Source organism: Leifsonia sp. Ger2509, assembly GCF_055231915.1.
The window spans coordinates 531,071-556,517 of sequence record NZ_JBUYVB010000003.1 but is presented as its reverse complement, the minus strand read 5'-3'; the positions used below and the strand labels follow the sequence as shown (position 1 = coordinate 556,517).

The 25,447-nt window shown below is 66.6% G+C and carries 32 protein-coding genes; 16 read left to right on the top strand and 16 right to left on the bottom strand.

The features are described 5' to 3' along the window. Window positions 1–28 precede the first annotated feature (28 nt). From ACV7NN_RS02930 to ACV7NN_RS02920, 3 genes are all read right to left on the bottom strand, one after another. A complete protein-coding gene (locus ACV7NN_RS02930; RefSeq protein ID WP_463348088.1) occupies window positions 29–613 on the bottom strand; it encodes a hypothetical protein in 585 nt (194 codons plus the stop codon). A gap of 633 nt (window positions 614–1,246) precedes the next feature. Further along, window positions 1,247–1,555 carry a lactococcin 972 family bacteriocin gene (locus ACV7NN_RS02925; RefSeq protein ID WP_463348087.1) on the bottom strand — a complete coding sequence of 103 codons (309 nt, stop codon included), beginning with the start codon at window positions 1,553–1,555 and terminating at the stop codon, window positions 1,247–1,249. A gap of 177 nt (window positions 1,556–1,732) precedes the next feature. Then, on the bottom strand, window positions 1,733–4,180 hold the full coding sequence (locus ACV7NN_RS02920) for an ATP-dependent DNA ligase (protein ID WP_463348086.1): 2,448 nt from the start codon (window positions 4,178–4,180) through the stop codon (window positions 1,733–1,735). 105 nt (window positions 4,181–4,285) lie between these two features. On the opposite strand from ACV7NN_RS02920, the gene ku reads away from it, so the two are divergent. Together ku and ACV7NN_RS02910 are read left to right on the top strand one after the other, a co-directional pair. Continuing rightward, entirely contained in the window at window positions 4,286–5,125 is an 840-nt protein-coding gene (gene ku / locus ACV7NN_RS02915) for a non-homologous end joining protein Ku (RefSeq protein ID WP_463348085.1), read from the top strand. Beyond that, window positions 5,122–6,087: a DNA topoisomerase IB gene (locus ACV7NN_RS02910; RefSeq protein WP_463348084.1), complete on the top strand. Its 966-nt coding sequence runs from the start codon at window positions 5,122–5,124 to the stop codon at window positions 6,085–6,087. The genes ku and ACV7NN_RS02910 overlap by 4 nt, the downstream gene beginning before the upstream one ends. 14 nt (window positions 6,088–6,101) lie before the next feature. On the opposite strand, the gene ACV7NN_RS02905 is transcribed toward ACV7NN_RS02910, so the two are convergent. Beyond that, window positions 6,102–7,508 (bottom strand): MFS transporter, encoded by a 1,407-nt coding sequence (locus tag ACV7NN_RS02905; RefSeq protein ID WP_463351223.1) that lies wholly within the window; start codon window positions 7,506–7,508, stop codon window positions 6,102–6,104. A gap of 244 nt (window positions 7,509–7,752) precedes the next feature. On the opposite strand from ACV7NN_RS02905, the gene ACV7NN_RS02900 reads away from it, so the two are divergent. After that, window positions 7,753–8,664, top strand: coding sequence for a sigma-70 family RNA polymerase sigma factor (locus tag ACV7NN_RS02900; RefSeq protein WP_463348083.1), 912 nt, complete (start codon window positions 7,753–7,755; stop codon window positions 8,662–8,664). Window positions 8,665–8,711: 47 nt separating this feature from the next. Here ACV7NN_RS02900 and ACV7NN_RS02895 read toward each other — a convergent pair whose 3' ends face one another. The 3 genes from ACV7NN_RS02895 to ACV7NN_RS02885 form a co-directional block, all read right to left on the bottom strand. Then, a complete protein-coding gene (locus ACV7NN_RS02895; protein WP_463348082.1) occupies window positions 8,712–8,885 on the bottom strand; it encodes a hypothetical protein in 174 nt (57 codons plus the stop codon). Window positions 8,886–8,993: 108 nt separating this feature from the next. After that, a complete protein-coding gene (locus tag ACV7NN_RS02890; protein WP_463348081.1) occupies window positions 8,994–9,338 on the bottom strand; it encodes a DUF7882 family protein in 345 nt (114 codons plus the stop codon). A 103-nt stretch (window positions 9,339–9,441) separates the two neighbouring features. Continuing rightward, window positions 9,442–9,999: a MarR family winged helix-turn-helix transcriptional regulator gene (locus tag ACV7NN_RS02885; protein ID WP_463348080.1), complete on the bottom strand. Its 558-nt coding sequence runs from the start codon at window positions 9,997–9,999 to the stop codon at window positions 9,442–9,444. A gap of 77 nt (window positions 10,000–10,076) precedes the next feature. Here ACV7NN_RS02885 and ACV7NN_RS02880 point away from each other — a divergent pair, with 77 nt between their 5' ends. From ACV7NN_RS02880 to ACV7NN_RS02855, 6 genes are read left to right on the top strand one after another with little or no spacing between them, the layout of a single operon-like run. Beyond that, entirely contained in the window at window positions 10,077–11,147 is a 1,071-nt protein-coding gene (locus ACV7NN_RS02880) for a polyprenyl synthetase family protein (protein WP_463348079.1), read from the top strand. Beyond that, window positions 11,144–12,058 (top strand): phytoene/squalene synthase family protein, encoded by a 915-nt coding sequence (locus ACV7NN_RS02875; protein ID WP_463348078.1) that lies wholly within the window; start codon window positions 11,144–11,146, stop codon window positions 12,056–12,058. The genes ACV7NN_RS02880 and ACV7NN_RS02875 overlap by 4 nt, the downstream gene beginning before the upstream one ends. Continuing rightward, window positions 12,055–13,644: a phytoene desaturase family protein gene (crtI, locus tag ACV7NN_RS02870; protein WP_463348077.1), complete on the top strand. Its 1,590-nt coding sequence runs from the start codon at window positions 12,055–12,057 to the stop codon at window positions 13,642–13,644. Before ACV7NN_RS02875 ends, crtI begins: the two co-directional genes overlap by 4 nt. Beyond that, window positions 13,641–13,964: a lycopene cyclase domain-containing protein gene (locus tag ACV7NN_RS02865; protein WP_463348076.1), complete on the top strand. Its 324-nt coding sequence runs from the start codon at window positions 13,641–13,643 to the stop codon at window positions 13,962–13,964. The genes crtI and ACV7NN_RS02865 overlap by 4 nt, the downstream gene beginning before the upstream one ends. After that, window positions 13,961–14,281, top strand: coding sequence for a lycopene cyclase domain-containing protein (locus ACV7NN_RS02860; RefSeq protein WP_463348075.1), 321 nt, complete (start codon window positions 13,961–13,963; stop codon window positions 14,279–14,281). The genes ACV7NN_RS02865 and ACV7NN_RS02860 overlap by 4 nt, the downstream gene beginning before the upstream one ends. Further along, complete coding sequence (locus ACV7NN_RS02855; protein WP_463348074.1) at window positions 14,278–15,162, top strand: prenyltransferase; 885 nt, start codon at window positions 14,278–14,280, stop codon at window positions 15,160–15,162. Before ACV7NN_RS02860 ends, ACV7NN_RS02855 begins: the two co-directional genes overlap by 4 nt. On the opposite strand, the gene ACV7NN_RS02850 is transcribed toward ACV7NN_RS02855, so the two are convergent. From ACV7NN_RS02850 to ACV7NN_RS02835, 4 genes are read right to left on the bottom strand one after another with little or no spacing between them, the layout of a single operon-like run. Further along, window positions 15,152–15,961, bottom strand: coding sequence for an alpha/beta fold hydrolase (locus ACV7NN_RS02850; RefSeq protein ID WP_463348073.1), 810 nt, complete (start codon window positions 15,959–15,961; stop codon window positions 15,152–15,154). The genes ACV7NN_RS02855 and ACV7NN_RS02850 overlap by 11 nt on opposite strands. Then, a complete protein-coding gene (locus tag ACV7NN_RS02845; protein WP_463348072.1) occupies window positions 15,958–16,452 on the bottom strand; it encodes an SRPBCC family protein in 495 nt (164 codons plus the stop codon). Before ACV7NN_RS02845 ends, ACV7NN_RS02850 begins: the two co-directional genes overlap by 4 nt. Next, window positions 16,449–16,823: an ArsR/SmtB family transcription factor gene (locus tag ACV7NN_RS02840; RefSeq protein ID WP_463348071.1), complete on the bottom strand. Its 375-nt coding sequence runs from the start codon at window positions 16,821–16,823 to the stop codon at window positions 16,449–16,451. The genes ACV7NN_RS02845 and ACV7NN_RS02840 overlap by 4 nt, the downstream gene beginning before the upstream one ends. A 59-nt stretch (window positions 16,824–16,882) precedes the next feature. Continuing rightward, complete coding sequence (locus ACV7NN_RS02835; RefSeq protein ID WP_463348070.1) at window positions 16,883–17,254, bottom strand: glyoxalase superfamily protein; 372 nt, start codon at window positions 17,252–17,254, stop codon at window positions 16,883–16,885. A 202-nt stretch (window positions 17,255–17,456) separates the two neighbouring features. Between ACV7NN_RS02835 and ACV7NN_RS02830 the strand changes: the two genes are divergently transcribed. Further along, window positions 17,457–18,404: a J domain-containing protein gene (locus ACV7NN_RS02830; RefSeq protein ID WP_463351222.1), complete on the top strand. Its 948-nt coding sequence runs from the start codon at window positions 17,457–17,459 to the stop codon at window positions 18,402–18,404. Window positions 18,405–18,473: 69 nt separating this feature from the next. After that, window positions 18,474–18,863 carry a VOC family protein gene (locus ACV7NN_RS02825; RefSeq protein ID WP_463348069.1) on the top strand — a complete coding sequence of 130 codons (390 nt, stop codon included), beginning with the start codon at window positions 18,474–18,476 and terminating at the stop codon, window positions 18,861–18,863. 5 nt (window positions 18,864–18,868) lie between these two features. Here ACV7NN_RS02825 and ACV7NN_RS02820 read toward each other — a convergent pair whose 3' ends face one another. From ACV7NN_RS02820 to ACV7NN_RS02810, 3 genes are read right to left on the bottom strand one after another with little or no spacing between them, the layout of a single operon-like run. Next, window positions 18,869–19,711: a DUF72 domain-containing protein gene (locus tag ACV7NN_RS02820; RefSeq protein ID WP_463348068.1), complete on the bottom strand. Its 843-nt coding sequence runs from the start codon at window positions 19,709–19,711 to the stop codon at window positions 18,869–18,871. Then, window positions 19,708–20,091 carry an RNA-binding S4 domain-containing protein gene (locus ACV7NN_RS02815; RefSeq protein ID WP_463351221.1) on the bottom strand — a complete coding sequence of 128 codons (384 nt, stop codon included), beginning with the start codon at window positions 20,089–20,091 and terminating at the stop codon, window positions 19,708–19,710. The genes ACV7NN_RS02820 and ACV7NN_RS02815 overlap by 4 nt, the downstream gene beginning before the upstream one ends. Beyond that, window positions 20,088–20,534: a hypothetical protein gene (locus tag ACV7NN_RS02810; protein WP_463348067.1), complete on the bottom strand. Its 447-nt coding sequence runs from the start codon at window positions 20,532–20,534 to the stop codon at window positions 20,088–20,090. Before ACV7NN_RS02810 ends, ACV7NN_RS02815 begins: the two co-directional genes overlap by 4 nt. A 72-nt stretch (window positions 20,535–20,606) precedes the next feature. Between ACV7NN_RS02810 and ACV7NN_RS02805 the strand changes: the two genes are divergently transcribed. Beyond that, entirely contained in the window at window positions 20,607–21,128 is a 522-nt protein-coding gene (locus ACV7NN_RS02805) for a hypothetical protein (protein ID WP_463348066.1), read from the top strand. Here ACV7NN_RS02805 and ACV7NN_RS02800 read toward each other — a convergent pair. After that, window positions 21,115–21,939: a DUF1295 domain-containing protein gene (locus ACV7NN_RS02800; RefSeq protein WP_463348065.1), complete on the bottom strand. Its 825-nt coding sequence runs from the start codon at window positions 21,937–21,939 to the stop codon at window positions 21,115–21,117. The genes ACV7NN_RS02805 and ACV7NN_RS02800 overlap by 14 nt on opposite strands. A gap of 58 nt (window positions 21,940–21,997) precedes the next feature. Here ACV7NN_RS02800 and ACV7NN_RS02795 point away from each other — a divergent pair, with 58 nt between their 5' ends. The 4 genes from ACV7NN_RS02795 (at window position 21,998) to ACV7NN_RS02780 (ending at window position 24,535) form a co-directional block, all read left to right on the top strand. Further along, window positions 21,998–22,618 (top strand): CDP-alcohol phosphatidyltransferase family protein, encoded by a 621-nt coding sequence (locus ACV7NN_RS02795; protein WP_463348064.1) that lies wholly within the window; start codon window positions 21,998–22,000, stop codon window positions 22,616–22,618. 4 nt (window positions 22,619–22,622) lie between these two features. Further along, window positions 22,623–23,129, top strand: coding sequence for an FHA domain-containing protein (locus ACV7NN_RS02790; protein ID WP_463351220.1), 507 nt, complete (start codon window positions 22,623–22,625; stop codon window positions 23,127–23,129). Window positions 23,130–23,167: 38 nt separating this feature from the next. Beyond that, window positions 23,168–23,866: a transcriptional regulator FtsR gene (ftsR, locus tag ACV7NN_RS02785; protein ID WP_463348063.1), complete on the top strand. Its 699-nt coding sequence runs from the start codon at window positions 23,168–23,170 to the stop codon at window positions 23,864–23,866. A gap of 120 nt (window positions 23,867–23,986) precedes the next feature. Further along, window positions 23,987–24,535 carry a MerR family transcriptional regulator gene (locus ACV7NN_RS02780; protein ID WP_463348062.1) on the top strand — a complete coding sequence of 183 codons (549 nt, stop codon included), beginning with the start codon at window positions 23,987–23,989 and terminating at the stop codon, window positions 24,533–24,535. 80 nt (window positions 24,536–24,615) lie between these two features. Here ACV7NN_RS02780 and ACV7NN_RS02775 read toward each other — a convergent pair whose 3' ends face one another. Continuing rightward, window positions 24,616–25,422: a ParA family protein gene (locus ACV7NN_RS02775; protein WP_463348061.1), complete on the bottom strand. Its 807-nt coding sequence runs from the start codon at window positions 25,420–25,422 to the stop codon at window positions 24,616–24,618. Between the last annotated feature and the right edge of the window lie 25 nt (window positions 25,423–25,447).

The window sequence follows — 25,447 nt, the reverse complement described above, 5'->3', positions numbered from 1 at the left end:
CGAGCGCGCTTGCGGGCGACGATTCGAGTTATCGCCCATTGATCAGTCCAAGCGGGTCCGAAGCACAGTCGTCGTACGCCTTGACCAGGCTCGATTCGTTCACAATCGAAAAGGCTCCCGTGTCGAGGTCGCGACGATAATCGTCATGCGTGTACGTTCCAGGGACTTCGCCACTCTCCACAAGGCATGCGGCCATGATCGCGTCGTCGTCAAGGTTTTCCGGATTCTTCTTGATCCAGAAATAGAGGGATGAGATCAGGTCTTCGCCTGCCTCTCTGGAGCACCGCACTTCTGCCGCGTGCGCCTTGTCCGGTCCGAGCGACGGTGAGAATGTGGTCTCCATCCCTCCGTCGGGCTTGAACTCGGTGAACGTCACGCCCGCCGCCGCGAGACAGCGCCGGAACTTATCGGTCATCTCCGCCTGCTCCTGGTCCGTTATGGTTCCGTCCTCGAGCACACCACGGACGAAGTCGGATGTGGCCTCCAGGTAGTGTTCTCTGAACTCTGCGGCCCAGGGCCCCGAAAAGGTCGGAATATTATCGTCCTTCTCGGGGCCCTGCGGACCGTCGGTCGCGCAGCCGATGAGCACGGCAACAGCTGGGATGATCCCCAATGTTCCGATTCTTCGGCGCCGCGTGCGAGTCCGCATTGGGCGGTCCTTCCTACTGCCCATAGACCAGCCCTAGCGGGTCAGTCGCGCACTCTCTGTACGCCACTCGCCCCGACTCCGAATCGTCAAAGGAGAAGTGGCCCACTTCGTTTTCTCTTGCGTACTGAGTGACGTCATAGTCAGGCGGGACCACGCCCTTCCTGATGAAACACGCAGTCATGATGGTGTCGTCGTCGAGCCGCTCGGGGTTCGCTCGGACGGTCTTATACAGGTACCCAATCGGGAACTCACCGGACTCATCCGAACAGCGACTCTCTGCCGCATGGGCACGGTCTGGCCCGAGAGAAGGGGAGAACGTGTATTCGGACAGGCCTTCCGAATTGGATTCTGTAAATGTGAGGCCGGCCGACGTCATGCACGATCGGTATCGGTCCGTCATTTCCGCGTACTCTTGATCACTAATCTTGCCGTCTTCGAGCGCTTGTCGAATGAAGTCAGACTTTGCGTCGGCATAGAGTTCAGCGAACTCGGATGCCCACGGCCCTTCAAATCCTGGAACGGTACGCGCTTCAGTCGTTGTGCACCCCCAGAGGCATGTGAGCCCGACGAAGACGCAGAGCGCTCGGGTGGTCGCCCTCACTGGACGTCGTAATATGCCGTATTGCCAAAGCTGCCTGCTGAACGTGAGGCATTCGCTGGCTTTCGTGGATCTATCCAGTCGGTCTTCGCACACCCGGAGGTAGCGCATGCGGATGCTTTGTGGCGTCTGGTGTTGTGCAGATACTCCGAGTACACCTGCTCGTTGCTACCGCCGACCCAGCGAACGCCGTAGTTCCATGTCCCGCCCTCCGGGTAGGACGTCGTGGCGTTCGCGGCGACCCCTCCGCCGAGGACGAGTGCGGCGACGATGCCGGCTACGGAAGCTGTCTTTCCGAGTGTTTTCATTGCTATCCCAAGCACTGCTCTGTGATGCCGCGGCACGGTGCCACGGCCCGTCGATCAGGTAATCAGGGCCCGGGCAACCATGGGCGTGGGAGAGCCCGATTTGGGCGTGTTCCACAGCGGTTTAGGCGTTCCTCATTCCGCTTCGGGCAGCCGAGTAGGCAGGGATCGGCGTGACGCCTATGCCTCCGCGGTGTTGATCTCCGCGACCGTCTTGTCGGGCCTCAGGCCTCGCCACGACGGCTGCCGCAGCCGCCGCGTCGGCGTCCACTCCGCGAACTCGACCTCTCCGACCAGGTCGGGCCGCACCCAGTGAGCGTCACGTGCATCCAGCGACGGTACATCCGACACCGGTGGCGTCTTGCGAGCCCGAGGTCGCAGGAGCTTCATCAGGTCGTCGAGTTCCGCATCCGTGAACCCGGTGCCGACGCGGCCGACGTAGCGCAAGCCGTCACCGTCGGGGAAGCCGAGCAGCAGCGAGCCGACCGTGTTCGCGCGTCGTCCGTTGCCCGGGCGCCACCCCGCAATGACGATCTCGAGGTCGCGATGGTTCTTGATCTTGATCCAGGTGCGCGACCGGCGCCCGGCCGAATACGTGCCATCGCGCTCCTTCGCCATGACGCCTTCGAGGCCGAGCTCCTTGCTGCTGGCGACAGCGTGGGCGAGGTCCCCGGCGAACGCCGGCGGAACCTGGATGCTGCTTCCCTTGCGCGGCCGCACCAGCTTCTGCAGCGCGTCCCGTCTCTCGTCGTAGGGCTTCTTCAGGAGCGTGGTCCCGTCGAGTTCGAGCAGATCGAAGAGCATGAAATGCGCCGGCGCCCGCTTCATCGCCGCTTCCACCTCGTGGGGGCGTGTGAGCTTCATGCGCGTCTGCAACAACCCGAAGTCGGGGCGGCCGGAGGCGTCGAGCGTGACGATCTCGCCGTCGAGCACGGCGGTATGGTCGCCGACGAGCTCGACCAGCTGCTCAAGCTCCGGATAGCTCACCGTCTGGTCGATCCCGTTGCGGCTCGTGAGATGCAACCCACTCTCGTCCACCGTGGCGATGGCGCGGATGCCGTCCCATTTCATCTCGAACGCCCAGTCCGATTCGTCGAAGATGTCCGCGGCGCTGCCGAGCGTCGCGAGCATCGGCGCGATGGTCGACGCGGGTGCACGTGGGGCCGACGAGACCGGCTCCCGTTTGGTCGCTGAGGCGGCGCTCCGCGGCTTGGCGTCCTTCTCGTCGGCGGGCTTCATCAGGTGGATCAGCCAGTTCTGGTCGGCTTTGCCCTCGCCGCCGGTGTGGATGAGCGCGAACCGCTTGTCGCCGTCGAGACCGCCTCCATGCGATCCGTGCAGCGTGACGATGACCTCCTTGCCGTCGCGCCACTTCTCGACGTCGTAGTCGCCGGCATCCCAGATGTCCACATGCCCTGCGCCGTATTCCCCGTGCGGAATGTCTCCCTCGAACGCCCCGTATTCCAAAGGGTGGTCCTCGACGTGCACGGCCAGGTGGTTGGTGCCGGTGTCGGTCGGGACGCCTTTGGGGAGCGCCCAGCTGACGAGCACCCCCTCGTGCTCGAGTCGGAAGTCCCAGTGCAGCCGCCGCGCGTGGTGCTCCTGGATGACGAACGTCCGACCGGTCGTCGAATGCGGGACCGCATCCGGCACCGGCTCCGGCGTCTTCGAGGCGTCGCGCTTGCTGCGATACGTCGTGAGGCGGTCCGCCGCTGCTGCGTGCGGGTCGTCGAGCTCGGCAGCAGACAACTCGCCGAGTGGGTCGCCGCGTTTCTTCACCCGGCGGAGGACCTCCTCGAAGTCGAGATGCGCGAGGTCCTTCGACGCGAGCTCCTTCCAGGTACGCGGCGCCGCGACCGTCGGATGCAGACGCCCACGGAGCGAATACGGAGCGATGGTCGTCTTGGCGGCGTTGTTCTGGCTCCAGTCGACGAACACCTTGCCGGAGCGGATGGCCCGTTTCATGTCACTGACCACCAGATCGGGGTGATCGGCTTCGAGCGCACGCGCGAGTTCGTGGGCGACGGCGGAGACCGCCTCCGAATTCTGGCTGCCGTCGAGCGCGGCATACAGGTGGATTCCCTTGCTGCCGCTCGTGACCGGGAACGGGTCGAGCCCCATGTCGGTGAGGATGTCGCGGGCGAAGCGGGCGACCTCGGCGCACTCCGCGAGTGTCACGCCCTCGCCGGGGTCGAGGTCCAGCACCAGGCGATCGGGATTCTTCGGCTGTCCGTTGCGGCCGAACCGCCACTGGGGCACGTGGATCTCGAGCGAGGCGATTTGGGCGAGCCAGACCAGGGTGGCCCGATCGTCGACCAGCGGATAGGTGTTGGTGCTGGTCTTGTGCGAGATCGTCCCGCGGTGCAGCCAGTCGGGCGCGGAGGAGTCCAGGTTCTTCTGGAAGAACACTTCGCCCGGGTCGTCTTCGGTGCCGACTCCGTGAACCCAGCGTTTGCGCGTCGCCGGCCGTCCGCGGGTGTGGGGGAGCATGACGTCCGCGACTGTGGCGTAGTAGTGGATGACCTCGGCCTTGGTCGTCCCGGTGGCCGGATACATGACCTTGTCGAGGTTGGTGAGCTTCAGCCGGTGGCCGTCGATGTCGACGATCTCGGTGTCTGTGGTCGCCATTCCGTCCTCGTCCGTCCGTCGGGGTCGCCGTGCGCACAACGCTACGCCGGGCCAAAACGTCAAGTAAAGGTTGAAATAGGGCCGATCAGTGGTGGAATAGGTGCCATGAGGGCCATTTGGACGGGCGCCATCACCTTCGGACTCGTGAACGTACCGGTCAAGGTGTACAGCGCGACGGAGGATCACGACGTGCAGCTGCACCAGGTGCACGATGCCGATGGAGGGCGCATCCGCTATCAGCGCCGCTGCGAGATCGACGGCAAGATCATCCCCTACGAGCACATCGCGAAAGCGTACGAGGCGGGGGACAAGACCATCATCCTCACCGACGAGGATCTCGCGTCGTTGCCCGCCGAGCGCAGTCGCGAGATCGACGTCGTCGAGTTCGTGCCCAGCGACCAGATCGACCCGATCATGTTCGACCGCAGCTACTATCTCGAACCCGACTCGAAGTCGGTGAAGGCCTACACGCTGCTGCGCAGGACTCTCGAGGATGCGGACCGCACGGCGGTCGTCCTGTTCGCGCTCCGGCAGAAGACGCGCCTCGGAGCGCTTCGCGTGCACGGCGATGTGCTGATGCTCCAGACGCTGCTCTGGGACGACGAGGTGCGCGAAGCCAACTTCCCTGCGCTCGAAGAGCGCACGCGCCTGACCGAACGCGAGCTCGACCTCTCGAATGCGCTGATGGAGAGCTTCGCCGGCGACTTCGCGCCCGAGAAGTACGCGGACGAATACCAGGAGGAGCTGCGCAAGCTCATCGACGCCAAGCTCGAACGGGGCGACGCCGTCGACACGGCCGAGACCTTCGGCGAGGAGGCCGAGAAGCAGGCGGGCGGAGGCGAGGTCATCGACCTGATGGAGGCGCTGCAGCGCAGCGTCGACCGGAGCCGCGCATCCAAGAAGCCTGCGAAGGCCGCTGCGGGCAAGAAGCGCAAGCCGGCGTGACCCGCCTCCGGCACAGCGACCCGGCAGGACCCGGATACCGTCGTCTCTCGTCGCGCACGGGCCCGCGGTACGTCGACGAGGCCGGCAACCCGATCGTCGACGAGCGCGAGCTGGAGCGCATCCGCTCGCTCGTCATCCCGCCAGCCTGGACCGATGTCTGGATCTGCGCGGAAGCCAACGGGCACATCCAGGCCGTCGGCACCGACCAGGCCGGGCGGCGGCAGTACCTCTACCACGAGTCGTGGCGGCGGCGTCAGGACCGCATCAAGTTCGACCGCGCACTGCAGCTCGCCGGGACACTCCCCGCGGCCCGCAGGCGCGTGACCCGCGACCTGCGCGTCGACGGTCTGGGCAGCGACCGTATCCACGCCGCCGCGTTCCGGATCATCGACTTGGGCTCGCTGCGGATCGGAAGCGAGGAGTACCTGCACGCCAACGGAAGCCGCGGCCTCACGACCCTCCTCTGCCGGCACGCGACGATCGCGGGCGACGAGGTGACACTGACCTTTCCGGCGAAGAGCGCACAACGGTGGATCTCGACGATCACGGATTCCGATGTCGCGCGCGTTCTCGGCGAGATCGTGGAGGAGCGCGGTCCCCGTTCGCGACTCCTGTCGTGGCGCGACACGCGCTGGCACAACATCCGCCCCGCCGACTTGAACGAGTACATCAGGGCTGCGGCCGGAGGCGAGTTCACCGCCAAGGACTTCCGTACCCTCCACGGCACCATCGTTGCGGCAGAAGCGCTCGCGCAGCTGGGCACGGCAGGCACGGACTCTCAGCGGAAGAAGCGGATGACATCGGCCGTTGCCGAGACCGCCGCCGCTCTCGGCAACACGCCGGCCATCGCCCGCAACAGCTACATCGATCCGAGGGTCTTCGACCGTTACCGTTCGGGTGAGCTCATCGATGTCTCGGGCGGCCGTGCACCGGAGCCGGCGCTGCTGGAACTGATCGGCTGAGCCGACACCGATCGTCAGCCTTCCGGGCTGGATTTCGAGAGCGGCTCGGCGATGTCCTCGAGCGTCTTGCGTTCCGCATCGACACCGAGGAAGACCTCGACGAGACCCGCGGCGATCATGAGGCCTGCACCGATGTAGTAGCCGATCGCGACCGCCTGGATGCCGCCGTTGATCAGCTGCCCGAAGAGGATGGGGCCGGTGATGCCGCCGATTCCCGTGCCGATCGCGAAGAAGAAGGCGATCGCCATCGCCCTGGTCTCCATCGGGAAGATCTCGCTCACGGTGAGGTAGGCAGCGCTCGCACCCGCTGACGCGAAGAAGAAGACGACCATCCAGCAGACCGTGAGCCAGAACGCGTCGAGCGCTCCCGCCGAGAACAGCATCGCGGTTCCGACCAGCAAGACGCCCGACCCGATGTAGGAGGCCGAGATCATCAGTCGACGGCCGAGCGAGTCGAAGAAGTGACCGAGTGCGATCGGACCGAGCAGGTTGCCGATCGCGATCGGCACGAGCGACCAGGGCGCGACGTCGGCAGGAACGTGGAGGAGCTTGGTGAGCACGAGCGCGTACGTGAAGAAGACGGCGTTGTAGAGGAAGGCCTGGCCGATGAACAGCGACAGGCCGAGCACGACCCGCTTCGGATACTGGGTGAACCCGACGCGTGCGATCTCGCCGAACCCGGTGGACCTTCGCTGCCGGATCTCGATGGCCTTGTCGTCCGTGACCTCGGGGAGTCGCTGCTCCGTCTGCTCCTCGATGTCGTGCTCGATCTCGGTGACCAGCTTCTCCGCATCCTGGTCGTGGCCGTGGATGAACATCCACCGCGGCGACTCAGGAACGTTGCGCCGGACCAGCAGAATGACCAGGCCCAGCACGGCGCCGAGACCGAACGCGAGCCGCCAGCCCAGCTCCGGCGGGAAGATGCTCGTGTCGAGCAGGAACACCGTCAGCACGGCTCCGAACGCCGTACCGAGCCAGTACGAGCCGTTGATGGCGAGGTCGACGGTTCCGCGACGGCGGGCCGGGATCAGCTCGTCGATCGCCGAGTTGATGGCCGCATACTCGCCGCCGATGCCCGCGCCGGTGAAGAACCGGCAGATGAAGAACACGATCGGCGTGAACGAGAAAGCGGTCGCCACTGTCGCCAGCAGGTAGAGGCCGAGCGTGATGATGAAGAGGCGCTTTCGGCCGAATCGGTCTGTGAGATAGCCGAAGACGAGGGACCCGGTGCAGGCCCCTGCAACATAGATCGCCGCGGCGAGACCGACCTGCGCGGTCGTGAGTCCGAGGCCGCTGGAGGGCTCTGTGAGACGGCTCCCGACCGCGCCGACGATCGTGACTTCGAGACCGTCGAGTATCCAGACGGTGCCGAGGCCGACGACGACGAGCCAGTGGAAACGGGACCAGGGGAGCCGGTCCAGGCGCGCCGGGATGAGGGTGGTGATCGTCTTGAGCTTCGTCGCATCGGTAGTCACGTGATGAACGTACGATCGTCGCCCGGCCGCCGTCAGGGGTTGACAGTACATCCGCGTCGTGGTGGCCCCTAGCCGATCGGCGAGCACGATGTCAACCCCTTTCGGGGGACGTATCCGCATGTTTAGCCTTGGCGTGGCCCGGGTGCCCGACTGTACCCGACCACGACAAGAGAACACGACGGAGACCGCCATGACTGCCCTCGAAGTAACGACTGATCCGGTTCGCGACTATCTCAATTCCATCGGCCGCACACGGTTGCTGACGGCCGAAGAGGAAGTCTCTCTCGCAAAACGCATCGAAGTGGGCGTCCTCGCCGACGAGCGCCTGCTCACCCGTACCGGCCTGACGCCCGCACAGCGTCGTGAGCTCATCTGGCTCGCCGAAGACGGCCGTAAGGCTTTCGACCGCTTCATCGAATCCAACCTGCGCCTCGTCGTGAGCATCGCCAAACGCTATGCAGGACGCGGCCTGCCGGTCATGGATCTCATCCAGGAAGGGAATCTCGGGCTGGTTCGCGCGGTCGAGAAATTCGACCACCGCACCGGGAACAAGTTCTCGACCTACGCGACGTGGTGGATCCGCCAGTCGATCCTTCGAGGCATCGCGGACACGGCGCGGATGATCCGCATCCCTGTGCACACGGTGGAGAAGATCGACAAGCTCGACCGCATCCGCCGCGACCTCGGCGGTGAGCTCGGCCGCACTCCCACGCTCGCTGAACTGTCCGAGGCCTCCAACCTCCACCCCGACCAGGTCCGCAAGCTCGAGCGGAGCAATTCGGAGACCGTCTCGCTCGCGGTGCCGGTCGGTGAGAACGACGGCGCGGAACTCGGCGACCTCATCGAGGACGACGACTTTCCTGGTCCTCCGGAGGCGGTCGAGTTGTCGTTCCGGCACGACGACCTCGAGAAGCGGCTGAACACCCTCCCGCCGAGGGATGCGCGGGTCGTGCGGCTGCGGTTCGGTCTCGACGGACACAAGCCGCTGACCCTCGACGAGGTCGGGGAGCTCTACGGAATCACCCGCGAGCGTGTACGTCAACTCGAGACGCGCAGCCTCGAACGACTCCGGTGTCCCGAACTGCGCGAGTATCTCGCTTGACGGCGTGACGCCCGACCGGGTGCCGCACGAAGTGCCGTCGCCAGGTCTCAGGCCAGGTGTGGGTTCTCGTGCTCCGCAGTGGCCTGGTCGAAGGGGATGTCGCCGGGACGATCACCGTTGGTCTCGTCGGTGTCGGCCGTGGCTCCGCCTGCGGGCGCGGTCGTGGGCGTTGCGTCCTCGGGAGTCCCGGAACCAGGGGTTCCGGGGTCTGTGGCTGCCATGAACTCAGCCTCGCTTTCCTGCTGCTACCAGCGCCGCCGTCCGGCGCCAGAACCCACGCTAGGCGCGTCAGCGCAGAAGGACAACCGAGTGTTTGCCCAGAGTTGAGATTATCGGCGTTGCGAAGTGATCTCGGCGCTCGCCTCGTCGCGTCCGAGGGCCCCGATCTCTTCGGTGAGCTGGAGCCCTTGGGCGCTGTTCGACGACAGCGTGAGGGCTTCGAGCCATTCCTTGTTGATCTTGGGCTGCCGGCCGCCGTTGTACCGGAAGAGCAGGGGAATGGCGGGGTCGATCCAGATCGCGCTGCGGCCGTCACCGACGCTCTGCTCGTCTCGCCACGAGAAGAAGAAGCCTTCTTTGCGCCGGAGCTTCAGGCCGATGACGATCTGAAGGTGCGCGAGGACGCGGTCCTCGAATCCGATCTCGGTCGTCGTGCCGTAAATGAGCTTGCCCATGCTGAGAAACTACAACACCACATCGTCGTACATGCATTTCTTGTGGGGATGCAGGGTCGGCCCAAATTGTCAATCCCCTCTGCCGACTTTCTCGCGGCCGGAACTACGCTTCCGCCGGCGGGTCGGCGATCGCGCTCAGTTCGGTGAGAAAGCGAATGACCACGTCCCGCTCGGCGGGTGTGAGCTTCTTCGCGACCTCGAACCGACGGGCGTGCTGGCGCCCGACCGTGCGGCGGACCTCTTCGTGGGTCTCATCGGTGATCGCGATCGTGATGACGCGTCGGTCGGTGGGGTGGGCGCGACGGGCGATGTGGCCGGCGTGTTCGAGCCGGTCGAGGAGTTTGGTGGTGGATGCGGTCGAGACATGGAGGTGCTCGGCGAGAGCGCCCGCGGTGACATCGACGCCCTGGTTCATCGAGGCGATGATGTAGCGCAGCGCCTTCATGTCGGTCTCGTTGAGCTTCATGTGCGTGCGGGACGCGAAGTTGAGGCGCTGTTCGGCCTCCCGCCAGTCCCGGATCGCCGTCAGGACGTCGACGACCTGCTGGAGTTCCTTCTCGTTGAGGTCGTCGTGGGTGACCAATTCCTGCCGCGGATCGATCACACGCGGGTCGAGCAGCGAACCGGAGATCCGCCGCGCGTCGTCTCGTCCGGATGCCATGGAAACATCCTATTGCATCGGCAAGAAGCGTGCTAAGTTATTTACTAACTTGGCTAGCTAAAGGAACGGTGACGACCATGCAGACCCGGACGGAGTCGTCGGCCGAGCGTCTCGATCTGATGATCGACGTCGAGCGGCGCATCCAGGAATTCTTCGCTGTCCAGGTGGCCGGAGCGGTCGGGTATGGCAGCGAATACGAGCACCTCTGGCGGGCGGCGTCCCGCGCGAGCGGCGGCGGCAAACGCACGCGCCCCGCGCTCGTCCTCATCTCTCACCAGGGGCTCGGCGGTGTCGACACGGCGGGGGCCGTCGATCTGGCAGTTGCGTTCGAGCTGCTGCACACGGCATTTCTCCTGCACGACGACGTGATCGACGGTGACGAGATCCGTCGCGGAGTGCCGAACCTCGTCGGCGAATTCGGCCGGGATGCCCGGCGCCGGTCGCTCGGCGACACCGAAGCCGACCAGTGGGGGCGGACCGCAGCGATCCTCGCCGGTGATCTGCTCATCCACTTCGCGCAATCATTGGTCGCCAGGCTCGACGTCGACCATTCCGTGAGGACGGCCGTGCTGGATGTGTTCGACCGGGGCGTCTTCGTGACGGCCGCCGGGGAGCTTGCGGACGTGTCCTTCAGCATCGGGATGAGCGATGCGCGGCTGACCGACGTGCTCGCGATGACGGAGCGCAAGACGGCGGCGTATTCGTTCGAAGCGCCACTCGTCGCGGGAGCTCTCCTGGCCGGAGCGGATGCCGGTTGCCTCGCCGCGCTGGCGGACTATGGCAGGCTCCTCGGCATTGCGTTCCAGCTCGGCGACGACCTTCTCGGCACCTTCGGTGTGGAGGCGGTCACGGGCAAGAGCGCCAGCGGCGACCTACGCGAAGGCAAGGAGACGCCGATCATCGCCTACGCCAGAGGGACGGAGGCGTGGCCGGACATCGAGCTGCTGCTCGGTCGTCCCGACCTGAGCCAGGACGACGCGGCCGCAGTTCGATCCCTCCTTGAGCGCTGCGGGGCTCGGGACTTCGTTGAATCGCTCGTCTCCGACTACGTTCGCGATGCGATCGCAGCGCTCGGCGCGGCAGTCCCCGCCGCGCTCGCCCTGCAACTCGCAGAGTTCGCCGAGAGCTGCGTCGGGAGGATCGCATGACCCGCGAGGACACGGCTGTTGCGCGCACCGCGCCCGGTAGCCCGACCGATCTCGCCCTCTACCGCCGGGCAGCTCACGCCAGTTCCGCGCAGGTCATCCACGAGTATTCGACGTCGTTCGGGATGGCCACCCGGCTGCTCGCACCAACGGTGCGGCCGCTCGTCGAGGACATCTACGCGCTCGTGCGGATCGCCGACGAGATCGTCGACGGCGCTGCAGGGCAGGCTGGGCTCGACCTCGCGGGGCAGCGGGAGCTCCTTGACGCCCTGGAGGCGGAGACCGAGCGGGCGATGCGCACGGGGTACAGCACCAACCTGGTCGTCCACGCGTTCGCGACGACCGCGCGGCGGATCGGGATCGGGTCCTCCCTCACAGCGCCGTTCTTCCAGTCCATGCGGCGCGACCTGAGCCCTGTGGACTTCTCGGCCGACGAACTGGCGGCGTACATCTACGGCTCCGCCGAAGTGATCGGCCTGATGTGCCTGCGCGCTTTCCTCGATGAACAGCTGATCGACGATGCCCGCCGGGCACGACTCGAGTCAGGAGCGCGCCGGCTCGGGGCGGCCTTCCAGAAGATCAACTTCCTCCGCGACCTGGCGGTGGACTGGGCGGAGCTCGGCCGCAACTATTTTCCCGGCATCGATCCCTCTCAGCTGACGGAGCGCCAGAAGCTCGAGGTCGTCGCCGACATCGACGCCGATCTCGATGCGGCGGCAGAGGCGATCCCCGAGCTGCCGGACACCTGTCGCCGCGCGATCGTCGCGGCCTACGGGCTGTTCGCCGAACTGAGCGACCGCCTCCGTGCGACGCCCGCACGGTCCCTCGTGGTGACACGCGTGCGTGTGCCCACCCGGACCAAGCTGGCCATCCTGGTCCGCGCCACCGCCGGGTGGGGCGGGGGAGTGCGGTGACGGTCGCCGTCCGTCAGGAGGCTGTGCGGGTCGTCGTGATCGGTGCGGGGATAGCCGGCCTTGCGACCGCGGCGCTCCTCGGACGCGAGGGCTACCGGGTGACGGTGGTCGAGGCGCGTGCCGAGATCGGCGGCCGTGCGGGTTCCTGGGAACGCGACGGGTTCCGGTTCGACACCGGCCCGTCGTGGTACCTGATGCCGGAGGTCTTCGATCATTTCTTCCGCCTGCTAGGCACGAGTGCGAGCGAACAGCTCGATCTCGTGCGGCTCGACCCCGGCTACCGCGTCTTCTTCGAAGACGAGATCGAACCTCTCGACATCGCCGCAGATCGTCGTGCGAATCTCGCGGCATTCGAGCGCCTCGAGCCCGGCGCAGGAGCGGCCCTCGACCGCTATCTGCGGAGCGCGCGGGAGACGTACCGGATGGCCGTCGACCGCTTCCTGTACAACACGTTCGACTCGTTCCGGCCCCTGCTGGCGCCTGCTGTGCTCGGCCGTTCTCCACGGCTCGCTCGCCTGCTGCTGCAGCCGCTCGACGCGTTCATCCGGCGCTTCGTCCACGACCGGAGGCTCCAGCAGGTGCTCGGCTACCCGGCTGTCTTCCTCGGCACATCTCCGTTCGACGCGCCCAGCATGTATCACTTGATGAGCCATCTCGATCTCGAGGACGGCGTTCTCTATCCGCGGGGCGGATTCGCAGCGCTCATGGAGCGGATGGAGCAGCTTGCGCGCCGGGAGGGCGCGCAGATCGTGACGGGGACACGTGCGACAGCGATCGCATCCGTCGTCGCGAAGGTCGGCGACGACCGACCGCGCGTTACCGGGGTCGAGGTCTCCGATGCTTCCGGCACGCGGCGCATCCCGGCCGACATCGTCGTCTCGGCGGCCGACCTGCACCACACCGAGACGGTGCTGCTGCCACCGGAGCTCCGCACATATCCGCAGCGCTGGTGGGATGCGCGCATCTCCGGGCCCGGCGCTGTCCTCGTACTTCTGGGCGTGACCGGTGAGCTTCCCGCCCTGGCCCACCACAGCCTCTTCTTCACCGCGGACTGGAAGGGAGACTTCGGCCGGATCTTCGGAGATCCCTCCTCCGTGCCCGATCCCGCCTCGCTGTACGTCTGCCGCCCCAGCGCCACCGACGCCCTCGTCGCCCCGGAGGGTGCCGAGAACCTCTTCGTGCTGGTACCCGTGCCCGCCGCTGTCGCCATCGGCCACGGCGGTCTCGACGGCAGCGGATCGCCGCAGGTGGAGGCCATCGCCGACGCGGCCATCGAACAGGTGGCACGGTGGGCCGGCATCCCCGATCTGCGCCGAAGGATCGTCGTGCGGCGCACGATCGGCCCGGCCGATTTCGAACGCGACCTGAACGCGTGGAAGGGCGGTGCCCTCGGACCCGCCCACACGCTGCGGCAGAGCGCGTTCTTCCGGGGCCGCAACTTCTCAGCGCGAGTCGCCGGTCTCTACTACGCGGGCGGAAGCACCGTTCCCGGAATCGGCCTGCCGATGTGCCTCATCAGCGCGGAGCTCGTGGTCAAGCGGCTGCGTGGCGACCGGTCGTCGGGACCGCTGGCGGAGCCGCTGTGAGCATCCTCTATCTCGTATTCCTCGTGGGCGCCCTGGGCTGCATGACCCTGCTCGACCGGCGTTTCCGTCTCTTCTTCTGGCGCGATGCGTGGCGTGCGACGGTGGTGGCGACGATCGGCCTGGTGTTCTTCGTCGTCTGGGATCTGGCCGGTATCGCGCTCGGCATCTTCGAGCGCGGCGCGTCCCCGATCAGCACCGGCGTGCTGGTGGCGCCCGAGTTCCCGATCGAGGAGCTCTTCTTCCTCGCCTTCCTCTGCTACCTCACGATGAACCTGGTCTTGGGCGTGCGGCGGATTCTCGATGTCAGGCGGCGGCGGTGACGTACGCGCTTCTGTCCTCCGCCTTCCTCGCGATCGCCCTGGTCGTGCTGGCCGGCGCGCTGGCCGCCGTACGAGATCGCCGAGCGCTCATCCGACGCTGGTCCGGCCCCGTCGCGATCGCCGGTGCCGTGCTCATCCTGCTCACGGTCGTCTTCGACAACCTGATGATCGCCGCAGGTCTCATGCGCTATGCAGATCGCGCCGTGTCGGGACCGACGGTCGGACTCATGCCGGCCTGGGACCTCGCGTACCCCGTGGCGGCCCTCATCCTCCTGCCTGCGCTGTGGCTCCTGTTCCGAAGAAGGAGCGCCGAGTGACCGACACAGCGACCCTGCATGTCGCGCGACAGCTCCTGCTGACCTCACGCCCGCTCAGCTGGATCAATTCAGCGTTCCCTTTCGGGGCCGCCTACCTGCTGACGACCGGGAAGGTCGACGCGACGCTCATCGTCGGCACGCTCTATTTCCTGATTCCGTACAACGTGGCCCTCTACGGGATCAACGATGTCTTCGATCTCGAGTCCGACCAGCACAACCCGCGCAAGGGCGGGGTCGAAGGCGCCGTGCTGGATCGGCGGCTCCATCGCAGAGTGCTGATCGCGGCAGCGGCGACCAACGTTCCGTTCCTCGTCTGGCTGGTTCTCGTGGGGCCGCCTGCGTCGTGGCTCGTCCTCGCCGTCAGCCTGTTCGCGCTTCTCGCATATTCGGTTCCCGGATTGCGGTTCAAGGAGGTCCCGTTCCTCGACTCGATGACCTCGAGCACCCATTTCGTGAGTCCGGCCTTCTACGGTCTCGTGCTGGCCGGCGCCGTCTTCACCCCGCAGTTGTGGGCGGTTCTGGTCGCCTTCTTCCTCTGGGGAATCGGCAGCCATGCCTTCGGTGCGGTTCAGGATGTCGTGCCCGACCGTGCAGGCGGCCTCGCTTCCATCGCGACCGTGCTCGGCGCCCGGCGCACGGTGCGGTTCGCCATCGTCGCGTGGGCACTCGCCGGACTCACGATGCTCGTGACGGCCTGGCCCGGACCGCTCGCGTCCGCGCTGGCGGTCCCGTACATGCTGGCCGCCGCGCCGTACTGGTCGGTTACGGATGCCGACTCCGCCGCCGCGAACGGAGGCTGGCGCCGCTTCCTCTGGATCAATTACGCGTGTGGGTTCGTCGTCACGCTGCTCCTGATCTGGTTCGCGGTGCTCACTCCGTGAAGAATGACACGAGCCGGGGTGCGATCGCCTTCTCCGACACCTGGTGCGTCTGCCCGTCGAGCACGGCGAAACGGGATCCGGGGATCGCGGCGGCGACCGCATCCTGTGCGTCGCGCATCGGACCCGGCGCCTTGCCGCCGACCATCACCAGCGTCGGCACCGGTATCGCGGCGAACCTCTCGACGGGTGCCGTGAAGGAGCCCATGACCTGAAGGTCGTAGCGGAGCGTCGGTGCGACCGCCTTCATCTGGTTCCACACTTTCGGCATCGCGCGCATCATCACCGGGACGAATGCCGGCGCGCCGACCATCGTGACGAGGAAGTAGCTCACCGCGGCACCGCGTTTGTCCTCGGCGATGAGCGCGTTCATGTGGGCGAGATGGTCCACCGACGGGTCTTTCCATCGCGCCGCGACGTACGGTGCCTCGTAGGTCGCGAGCTTGCGCATCCGCACGCCCCGCGCCGCCGCCTCCAGCGAGAGGCCGGCGCCCGAAGAGATGCCGTAGACATAGGGATCACCGCCGGCGGCGCCCAGGACGGCCTGCAGGTCCTCGACCTCGCGCTCGGGACTGTACGGCAGCGTGTCGCCGCTGTCGCCCCGGCCGCGCCGGTCGTAGGCGAAGACGGTGTACCGGTCCGCGAGTGCCGCCGCGAGCGGGCGGGACGGGCCGAATGCGCGGTGGCACAGCGCGCCGTCGACCAGAACCACGGCGGGACCGTTCCCGACGCGTTCGAACGCAATCGTCGTCCCGTCGGCGGATGCGACCGTCTCCGTCTGCAGGGCTGTCTGCTCCGTCATCGGTGCTCTCCCGTCTCCGGTACCGCTCCCGCGGCGAGGATCCTGTCGATCTTGTCGAACGATTGGAGCCAGCCGGCCTCGGTGGCGTGCAGCATCTCCGGGTCGAAGGGACCCTGGTGGAGCGTGATCCGCGTACGGTCACCGTGGTCGTGGAACTGGATGCGCAGGGTCACCGCGTCGAGGGCGCCCATTCCTGTCTCGGCGGACCCCTCGATCACGATCAGCTCCGGCTCCACGAATTCGACGATCGTCGCGCGCATCGGAAAGGAGCCGCCCTGCGCATCGTCGACCATGGCGAGTTCCCACCGGCCCCCGACGTAGGGTTCGACGACGATCGTGTCGAGTGGCACCGAGAAGCCTGTCGGCCCGAACCAGGTCGCCAACTGTTCCGGCTGCGTGAAGAAGCGGAAGACGAGTTCCCGTGGCGCCTCGAACGCCCGGCTGATGTAGACGTCGGTATCGGCGACTCCACTCGGTCTGCTGTCGGTCATCGTTCCGCACCTTCCCCTTCGTTGTTGCTGTCGTCGTCGACAGCTTTCTCCCGCGCCTGGTATTCGGCAAGGGCTGTATCGAGCTTGTCGAAGCTGGAGTTCCAGAACCGCCTGTAGCGCTCCATCCACATCGTCGCCTCCTTCAGCGGCGCCGCCTCAAGGTGGCTGAGGCGCGAGGTAGCGACTCTGGTACGCGTGACGAGCCCGGCGCCTTCGAGCACCTTGAGGTGTTTGGATATGGCTGGCTGGCTGACGGCGAAGGGCTCGGCGAGTGCCGCGACGTTCGCGTCGCCGTCCATCAGCCGGAGGAGGATCTCACGCCGGGTCGGGTCGGCGAGAGCCGAGAAGACGGCGCTGAGCTGGTCTGCCATATCTATAACCAATCGGTTCTATAACCTATACGGCAAATATACAGCTCAGCGCTGCGCTGTCAAGACCGCGGAACGAGTTCCTGCAGGGTCCAGCGGTTTCCATCCGGGTCGGAGAAGGTCACGAAGTTGCCCCAGGGCTGCTGGTCGACGTCGCTGGCGTCGACACCGTTCGCGACGAGGTGTGCCCGGGCCTCTTCGGCGTTCGGGATGACCACCTGGATACCGCGCTGCGAGCCCGGCTCCATGTCGCTGAGGCCGCGACCGAAGGCGATCGAGCAGGCGGAGCCCGGGGGAGTGAGCTGGACGAAGCGCACCTCGTCGCTCACGGTCTGGTCGAAGTCGGCGTTGAAGCCGACCTGGTCGACGTAGAAGGCCTTCGCGCGATCCACATCGGTGACGGGGACGAAGATGAGTTCGATCTTCCAGTTCATGGCATTCCTTCTCTCGGTGGGGGATCGCAGATCGTTCGCGATCCGTCGTACTCTCTGATTCGAGCCTAGGCAGCATTGCGGTCATTTTCTGTCCGCAATAGAAATCCGTCACAGCCGGTTGTAAGCGGACTTGGAGCCGCCGTTCGGTATCGTCATGAGCGAGCGAACAGCCGCCGACGAATACGAAGGACCCGCACGCAGCATGAGTGAGAGCCCCGCGTCGCCGACACCGTACGAGGTGCTCGGTGTGAGCGCGACGGTGAGCCATGACGAGTTGCGTCGCGCCTACCGCCGCCTGCTCAGGCAGACGCATCCGGACACCGGAGGAAGCGCCGTGCGGTTCACCGAGGTGCAGCGTGCGTGGGAGCTCGTCGGGGACCCGACCGACAGGGCCGCGTTCGACCGCGGGGAGAGCATCCAGGATGCGGCGGCTGCGACCTCGGGCGGCACAGCCGGACACGGCTTCAGTGCGACCTTCGCCGCGCCGACGCCGCACGGCACCGCGGTTCGCGCCCGAACCTACGGCCACCCGGGCGGCCAGGCCCGCGAGCACTACCTGCGTCTCATGCGCGAATGGGTTGGACGCGGCAGGGAACTGTCCGACCCGTATGACCCGGCGCTCGTGCGATCAGCGCCCCGTGAGATCCGAGCGCTTCTGGCCAAGGCCCTCGCCGAAGAAGCGACGGCAAGGGCGGTCTCCGGCCTGGGCATCGGCTTCACCATCTGGAACGACGTCGCCGTCCATCCCAAGTCGGACTCCAAGCTCGATCACATCGTGCTCGGCCCGGCCGGGCTGTTCGCCGTGCGCAGCGAGGACTGGGGCTCCGAGGTCAAACTCTCCAAAGGCGAGATCGTCGGGGCCGGGCTCGCCGGCGACGAGGAGCCGTTCCACGAGCTCCATCGTGACGCCAAGACGTTCTCGCGCTCCGTCGGGGTTCGGTTCACCGGGCTGATCGTCGTGGTGCCCGACGGCGCACTCGACGTTCCGTACGACCGCGTCCAGCGGGGGCGCCTCGCCGGTTCGTTGCTCATCCGCCGCTCCCTTCTTCCCCAGGTCCTGCGCAACGGTGCGTCCGGGGCCGAGCGGCAGAGCGTCGACCGCGTCTTCGACCTGCGCACGCGGCTCATCGAGGGGATCCGCTTCGTCTGAACCGCCGGAGCCGACCCGGGGGTAGCGTGGGTGACGGCGGTGACGAGACCGCCGGCGAAGGAGCACTCCATGTTTGCACCGGTCAACAGCTTCAGCGGATTCAGCGTCGACGACATCCCGGCCGCCAAAGCGTTCTACGGCGAGACCCTCGGCCTCGACGCCAAGGACGGGGCGATGGGCAACATCGACCTCACCCTCCCTGGCGGCGCGACCGTCTTCATCTACCCGAAGCAAGACCACCAGCCCGCGAGCTTCACGATCCTCAACTTCGTCGTGGAGGACATCGACGCCGCGGTCGACGAGCTGAACTCGAGAGGCGTCGTGACGAAGATCTACGACGACGGATCGTTCCCCACGGATGAGAAGGGCATCGCGCGCGGCAAGGCTGTCGGCCAGGGGCCCGACATCGCCTGGTTCCGCGACCCTGCGGGCAACGTGCTCTCCGTGCTGCAGGACTGACCGGCTCAGCGCGCCAGTCGTTCCCGCAGGCTCATGGCGTCGTAGGGAGCCCTGACCTTCATATCGTTGTCGAAGTAGACGTAGACATCGCGCCCGACGCCGTCTGGGCAGGCCGCTCCGCTCACCCAGCCCGAGATGTCGTGCGCCCACGCATCGAGGGACTCGGGTGTGTAACCGCTCGCGTAGAGCTCCTCGTCGCCGTGGAGGCGAAGGTACTGGAAGTCCGACGTGACCTCCCGCATCAGCGGCCAGCGCCCGGCGGTGTCCGCGACGACGATCGCGATGCTGTGGCTTCGCGCGAGCGCGAGGAAGCGCTCGTCGACGAAGCTGTCGTGCCGCACCTCCATCGCATGACGGAGAGGTCGGTCGATCGTCACCGCGGTCCAGGTGCGCTCTTCGTCGAGCGTCGATGTCCGGCCGAGCGCGGCGGCCTCGAGTGTCGTGCGCGGGAGCGCCGTGAAGAACCCCTCGATCAGCCCGCTCTCGAACTGCAGGTTCGGCGGCAACTGCCAGAGCAGGGGCCCGAGCTTGTCGCCGAGCGTAAGCAGACCGGATGCGAAGAAGCTGCTGAGCGCCTCCTTGGGCTCCTTCAGGCGGCGGATGTGCGTGACATAGCGACCGCCCTTGATCGAGAACACGAAATCGGCCGGCGTCTCTTCGGCCCAGCGCCGGTAGCTCGACGGCCGCTGCAGCGCGTAGAAGCTTCCATTGAGTTCGATCGAGTCCAGTCGCTCCGCCACGAAACGCAACTCGTCCTTGTGGGGGAGACCCTTCGGATAGAACGTCGAGCGCCAGGGGGCGTACGTCCAGCCGGAGATTCCGACCCGCGCCCGCGCCGTCCCGGTCACGCGCCGTGACCCCGCAGGCGGTCGAGCACGCGCCGATCGCGTTTCGTCGGGCGTCCGGCGCCGCGCTCCCGGACCACTGCGGCCGGCACTTCCACCGGCGTGACCGGCTTCGGGGTCAGGTCGTCGAAGCACTCGACCGCAACGGATGCGCCCACCCGTTTGACGATCAACCGACGCACGATGACGATCCGCTCGACGCCTCCTTCGCGGACCCGCACTTCGTCGCCGATGCGAACGGCCTGGGCAGGCTTCGCCTTGTCCCCGTTCACCCTGACATGTCCACCACGGCACGCGGCCGCGGCAAGCGATCGGGTCTTCGTCAGGCGCACCGCCCAGACCCAGCTGTCCACCCGCACAGTCGCGGAGACCTGCCCGCTCATCGTGCGTCGGCCAGCTGCGACTTCCACTTCACGAGACTTCGCACCGTGCGGGACGGGTCGTCGGCCAGTCGCTCCATCACATCCCCGGGAACGAAATAGTTGACCGCGACCCACCCGCGGACCGTCTCGGACCGGTCGGCGGCAAGCATCCGGAGCACATCGCAGGGCGTCGCCTCGTTCCGGGCGAGGCACGACCTGACGCCCTCATCCGGATCGGATGCGAGCGCGAGGAAGACGTCGTCCGGCGTGTTGTAACTGCTCGCCACCGACTCGCGGATCTTCGGGTTCTCGTGGACCGCGAGCAGCCGCAGGCGGTGGAGCTTGCTCTCGGTGACCAGGGGAGACGGGTGCAGGGCAGCGGCCTCCTCCGGCGTGAGCATCACGGGCGCGTGCGCACGCATGGCCTGCCGCTGGGCCGGGGTGTTGAAACGGATGCACGACATCTTTCAAAGCTACGCGCTCGACCGAGCGTTCGCAGTCAGGTTTCCGCATGTCGCGCGGGTTATCGTCGACGCATGAGAACCTTGCTGGCCGGGCTCGATCGGATCGCCGGCGGCCGCCATGCCGAGTACACGATCCCGGCGGAAGCGCGCGACGATCCGCGCACCCGGCGCGCCTTCGTCGTCATCACCTGGCTGCTCGTTGCGGAGTTCGTCCTCGGGCTCGCCGCGGTCGTGGTGGCCCTGGTGCTCCAGCTGGGCGGTCATCCCGTCCAGTGGGCGGTGTGGATGCGCTCCGCCGTCGTCCTCGGAATGACCCTGACGCTGTTCTACTTCGCCTGGCGAGCCCAGGGCGGCTACTACTGGGCGTACTCGCGGCTGCGCCTCTTCAGCAAGATCTTCCCGGTCGTCACGCTGGTGATCGCGGCGATCCCCGGCTTGTATCCGCTCTGGATGGTGACCGAGCAGATCCTCTTCAGCCTCATCCTGATCGGGGTCGCCGACTTCCTCGACTCCGATCACATGCGTGCGGCCTTCCCGAAGCCGCGGCGTCGCCCATCCGTCATCACCACCCAGGGCGTGGTCACCGAGCGGTGACGGCATCGCGCGTGCCGCGGCGGGGCCACGGGACGACCGGCGACGTCGTGCGCTGGTACTCGGCGTATTCGGGATAGCGCGACAGGGTGATGCTCTCGGTGAAGACCGTCGACCCGACGAACAGCGCCGTCAGCAGCACGGCACCGATCACGGTCCACTGCAGCAGGGATCCGGCCGCGATCGCACCGAAGAGGAACACCACCCACCACTGGGCTTGCTCGAAGAAGAAGTTGGGGTGACGCGAAAAGCGGAACAGTCCGGTCTGGACGAACCGGGGACGCGGTGTCCTCCCTGCGGCGGTCTCCGCCTTCTTCCAGGTCTGGAAGTTCCACTGCTGCTGGTCGGCGACGGTCTCCCCGACCAGGAACGCCAGGAACACGATCACGGCGAGGACATCGAGGACGCCGAGAGGGCTCCGGTGCTGGAAGGCGGTCCAGGCCGGCAGCGTGATCAGCAGGAGCAGGATGTTCTGGTAGATCACGATGAAGAACAGGTTGAACACGGCGAACTGCCACGCCGCCATGCGGCCGCGCAGGGTCTCCCAGCGGTAATCCTCACCGCCCGGGGCATAGCCGCCCTTGCGGGCGAAATTGAAGGTGAGCCGGATGCCCCAGAGGGTCACGAGGGCCGCCACCAGGTTGAGCCGCGCATCCGCGAGGCCCGCCGCGCCCGCGAACACCCAGACGTAGACGACGGGCACGATGGACCAGATGCGGTCGACCCAGGAATGTTCGCCGGTCGCCAGCGACAGGATCCAGGTCAGGGCGCAGGCGGCGGCGAGAATCCAAAGGCACACGAGAACAGGGTCCACGGCTGAATCCTAGTCGGCGCCGGGATTACTAGACTCGAAGGCTGTGGAAGGAAACGGTGTGACCCAGGTGAGCTCGCGGGTGTTCACGCTGCCGAATATCCTGAGCTTCTTCCGCCTGGCACTCGTTCCGGTCTTCCTCGGGTTCATCATCGCCGGCGAGGACGCCCTGGCCCTGCTGGTGCTCATCGTCTCGAGCATCACCGATTTCCTCGACGGGTACCTCGCGCGTCGCCTGAACCAGGTCTCGCGGCTCGGACAGCTGCTCGATCCCGCGGCCGACCGGCTCTACATCTTCGCGGCCCTGATCGGCCTGGCATGGCGCGACGTGCTCCCCTGGTGGCTGGTCGCGGTCATCCTCGCACGTGACATCATGCTGGCCGTGCTCGGCGTCATCCTCGCCAATCACGGCTTCGGCCCTCTGCCGGTGCACCATCTCGGAAAGGTCGCGACCTTCTGTCTTTTCGTGGCCCTACCCCTCCTCATGTTGGGGGAGGCGTTCGATGCGTTCGCACCGATATCGTTGCCTCTCGGATGGGCGTTCGCACTCTGGGGCGCATTCCTGTACTGGTGGGCCGGAATCGTCTACATCGGCGAAACTCGCCGAGTAATACGGATTCCCGCCCGTGCCGGGTCCGGACCATCCGATACGCTGGAAGGAGAGGAGGTCGACGGTGCCTGATGAAATGAACGAACCGGAGAACAAGCCGGAGAACAAGCCGGAGAACAAGCCCGAGAACCCCCTGCGCGACGCGTCTCGGGGTAATGAGGATACGACAGCACGCTTCGGCGAGGAGTTCGTCTCGCAGATGTACCCGGTCGACGGAGACGTGTCCATCGAAGAGCAGGAGGCGATCGCAGCGCTGCCGTCAGGCTCTGCGCTGCTCATCGTGCGACGTGGCCCGAACACCGGTGCGCGCTTCCTCCTCGACGCCGATGTGACCACGGCGGGCCGCCACCCCGACGCCGACATCTTCCTCGACGATGTGACGGTTTCGCGACGTCACGCCGAGTTCACCCGTCGGGGCACGGTTTTCGAGGTCAAAGACCTCGGCTCGCTCAACGGCACCTACTACGACGGCGTCCGGATCGAAGCCGCCCTCCTCTCCGACACCGCAGAGGTGCAGATCGGCAAGTTCCGCCTCACCTTCTACGCTTCCAGGCACGACCTCGCCGCTCCGGCGTCAAGCTAGATGCGTTCCGCACGCCTCACAGCGGGAGACGCACCCTAGTGGCGCGGCAAGCCGCTCAGGCTCGTACCGCTGGGTCGGCCTTGCTCAGCATCGGTCAGGTCCTCGCGCACCTGACCCCCGAGTTCCCCGACCTGTCGTCGTCCAAGCTGCGCTTCCTCGAGGAGCGCGGGCTCGTGTCGCCCGCGCGCACCGCATCCGGCTACCGCAAGTTCTCACCTGCCGACGTCGAGCGTTTGCGCATCATCCTCGGGATGCAGCGCGACCACTACCTGCCGCTGAAGGTGATCCGCACCTATCTCGACGAGCTGGATGCCGGGCTGTCGCCCGCGATGCCGGGCGCGGCGAGCGCATCCGGGCCTTCCATGCTCGCCACCGGCCGTCGCTTCAAGAAGGCCGACCTGCTGCGCGAGGCCGGGGCATCGAACGCGCTTCTGCAGGACGCGGTGTCCGCTTCTCTGATCGTGCCGGCGGAGGTGTACGGCGAAGACTCGTTCGGCGTGCTCAAAGCCCTCGTCGAACTGCAGAAATGCGGCATCGAACCGCGGCACCTGCGCGGCTTCCGGGCGGCGGCGGAGCGTGAGCTCGGGCTGATCGAGAGCGCGCTGGTGCCGATCGTGAGACGCAACGATGTGTCGGGCCGCGCGCAGGCCGCGGAGCTCGCCAGGGAGATCGCGGCCCAGCTCGATGTGGTGCGCGACAGCCTCATCCGCTCGGCACTCGGCCGGCTCGGCCCGTGACCGACTTCGACACGCCGGGCTTGTTTCGCCGAATGTCATTGATAGCGACCCTGAGCATGGGTACCGTGGTTGAAGCGCCGTCGAACCGGCGCGGTCCAGTTCTGGGTGAGAGGCAAACGAATGAGTGAACTCAGTCGAAACAACGACTCGCCCAAGTACGACCTCGGCCTGCTGTTCACCGACGGTCTCCCCGAGATGGATGACACGTCCGGGTATCGCGGTGCCGTCGCGGCGCGTGCGGCCGGCATCAGCTACCGCCAGCTCGACTACTGGGCACGGACGGGGCTCGTCGAGCCCACCGTGCGCGGGGCCGCCGGCTCCGGATCGCAGCGTCTCTACGGGTTCCGTGACATCCTCGTCCTCAAGCTCGTGAAGCGCCTCCTCGACACCGGGATCTCGCTGCAGCAGATCCGCACCGCCGTCAACCAGCTCCGCGAGGCGGGCGTCAACGATCTGGCCCAGACCACGCTCATGAGCGACGGTGCGAGCGTCTACCTGTGCACGTCGAACGACGAGGTCATCGACCTGGTCAGCCGCGGGCAGGGCGTGTTCGGCATCGCGGTCGGCAAAGTCCTCCGCGAGGTCGAGAGCAGCCTGGTCGAACTCGACACCCAATCGGTCGACCAGATGGACGAGCTCGCGGCTCGTCGCGCCGTCAAAGCATCCTGAGTGCTCGGCGGGCTGCCGCCGACAAAGACTTTGCTCTAGTTGCGCCTGAGCGCAGGGCACAGTTCGCGCAGTGAGGCCGACTAAGCCTGGTTCGCGTACTCTCCGATGCGCGCGGTGCGCAGCACACGCTCGAGCAGCAGGTCGAAGTTGTGCGCCATCTCCTGTGCGCTCTCGCCCGGCCAGACGTGGAGGGGCTTCGCCGCGCCCTGCGCCTGCTGGAGCGAGGTGCGCTCGGGCAGCTGCGGGCTCAGCACGAGGGGCCCGAACATGTCGCGGAGCTCCTTGATGCGGAACTGGTGCTCGAGCGACTGGACGCGCGCCCGGTTGACGATGATGCCCAGCGGCTGCAGTCGCGGAGACAGGCCCCGGCGGATCTCTTCGATTGCGCGCAGCGCACGGTCGGCGGCGGCCACGGAGAACAGTCCGGGCTCGGTAACCACTGTCACGCGGTCGCTGGCCGCCCAAGCCGTGCGCGTGAGCGCGTTGAGCGATGGTGCGCAGTCGATCAGCACGAGGTCGTAGTCGTGTTCGACATTCGCGAGGGCCTCTTCGAGCTTCCAGATGTCGCGGATGCTCGGGTGCGGCCCGTCGAAGTTGATCGCCGACGGCGACCCGATCATGACGTCGATCTTGCCTGTGCGGCCCTTGGTCCAGCCGCTCGGAGCGATGGCCGCGCGCACGATCTTCTCTTTCGGCGATGCGAGCACATCGGCGACGTTGAGGTGACCGGCGACAGAGATGTCCATGCCGGTCGAGACATCGGACTGCGGGTCCAGGTCGACGACGAGTGTGCGCAAACCTTTCGCGAACGCCGCGGAAGCGAGGCCCAGCGTCACCGTTGTCTTACCGACACCACCTTTGAGGGAACTAACGCTGAGTACGTGCACAAGTAGCTACGTTACCTTCACTAGT

Coding starts and splice junctions, on each gene's coding strand:
- ACV7NN_RS02925 (WP_463348087.1), bottom strand. CDS start 1,555: ATGAAAACACTCGGAAAGACAGCTTCCGTAGCCGGCATCGTCGCCGCA.
- ACV7NN_RS02920 (WP_463348086.1), bottom strand. CDS start 4,180: ATGGCGACCACAGACACCGAGATCGTCGACATCGACGGCCACCGGCTG.
- ku (WP_463348085.1), top strand. CDS start 4,286: ATGAGGGCCATTTGGACGGGCGCCATCACCTTCGGACTCGTGAACGTA.
- ACV7NN_RS02900 (WP_463348083.1), top strand. CDS start 7,753: ATGACTGCCCTCGAAGTAACGACTGATCCGGTTCGCGACTATCTCAAT.
- ACV7NN_RS02895 (WP_463348082.1), bottom strand. CDS start 8,885: ATGGCAGCCACAGACCCCGGAACCCCTGGTTCCGGGACTCCCGAGGAC.
- ACV7NN_RS02890 (WP_463348081.1), bottom strand. CDS start 9,338: ATGGGCAAGCTCATTTACGGCACGACGACCGAGATCGGATTCGAGGAC.
- ACV7NN_RS02885 (WP_463348080.1), bottom strand. CDS start 9,999: ATGGCATCCGGACGAGACGACGCGCGGCGGATCTCCGGTTCGCTGCTC.
- ACV7NN_RS02880 (WP_463348079.1), top strand. CDS start 10,077: ATGCAGACCCGGACGGAGTCGTCGGCCGAGCGTCTCGATCTGATGATC.
- ACV7NN_RS02875 (WP_463348078.1), top strand. CDS start 11,144: ATGACCCGCGAGGACACGGCTGTTGCGCGCACCGCGCCCGGTAGCCCG.
- ACV7NN_RS02850 (WP_463348073.1), bottom strand. CDS start 15,961: ATGACGGAGCAGACAGCCCTGCAGACGGAGACGGTCGCATCCGCCGAC.
- ACV7NN_RS02845 (WP_463348072.1), bottom strand. CDS start 16,452: ATGACCGACAGCAGACCGAGTGGAGTCGCCGATACCGACGTCTACATC.
- ACV7NN_RS02840 (WP_463348071.1), bottom strand. CDS start 16,823: ATGGCAGACCAGCTCAGCGCCGTCTTCTCGGCTCTCGCCGACCCGACC.
- ACV7NN_RS02835 (WP_463348070.1), bottom strand. CDS start 17,254: ATGAACTGGAAGATCGAACTCATCTTCGTCCCCGTCACCGATGTGGAT.
- ACV7NN_RS02830 (WP_463351222.1), top strand. CDS start 17,457: ATGAGTGAGAGCCCCGCGTCGCCGACACCGTACGAGGTGCTCGGTGTG.
- ACV7NN_RS02825 (WP_463348069.1), top strand. CDS start 18,474: ATGTTTGCACCGGTCAACAGCTTCAGCGGATTCAGCGTCGACGACATC.
- ACV7NN_RS02815 (WP_463351221.1), bottom strand. CDS start 20,091: ATGAGCGGGCAGGTCTCCGCGACTGTGCGGGTGGACAGCTGGGTCTGG.
- ACV7NN_RS02810 (WP_463348067.1), bottom strand. CDS start 20,534: ATGTCGTGCATCCGTTTCAACACCCCGGCCCAGCGGCAGGCCATGCGT.
- ACV7NN_RS02805 (WP_463348066.1), top strand. CDS start 20,607: ATGAGAACCTTGCTGGCCGGGCTCGATCGGATCGCCGGCGGCCGCCAT.
- ACV7NN_RS02790 (WP_463351220.1), top strand. CDS start 22,623: ATGAACGAACCGGAGAACAAGCCGGAGAACAAGCCGGAGAACAAGCCC.
- ACV7NN_RS02780 (WP_463348062.1), top strand. CDS start 23,987: ATGAGTGAACTCAGTCGAAACAACGACTCGCCCAAGTACGACCTCGGC.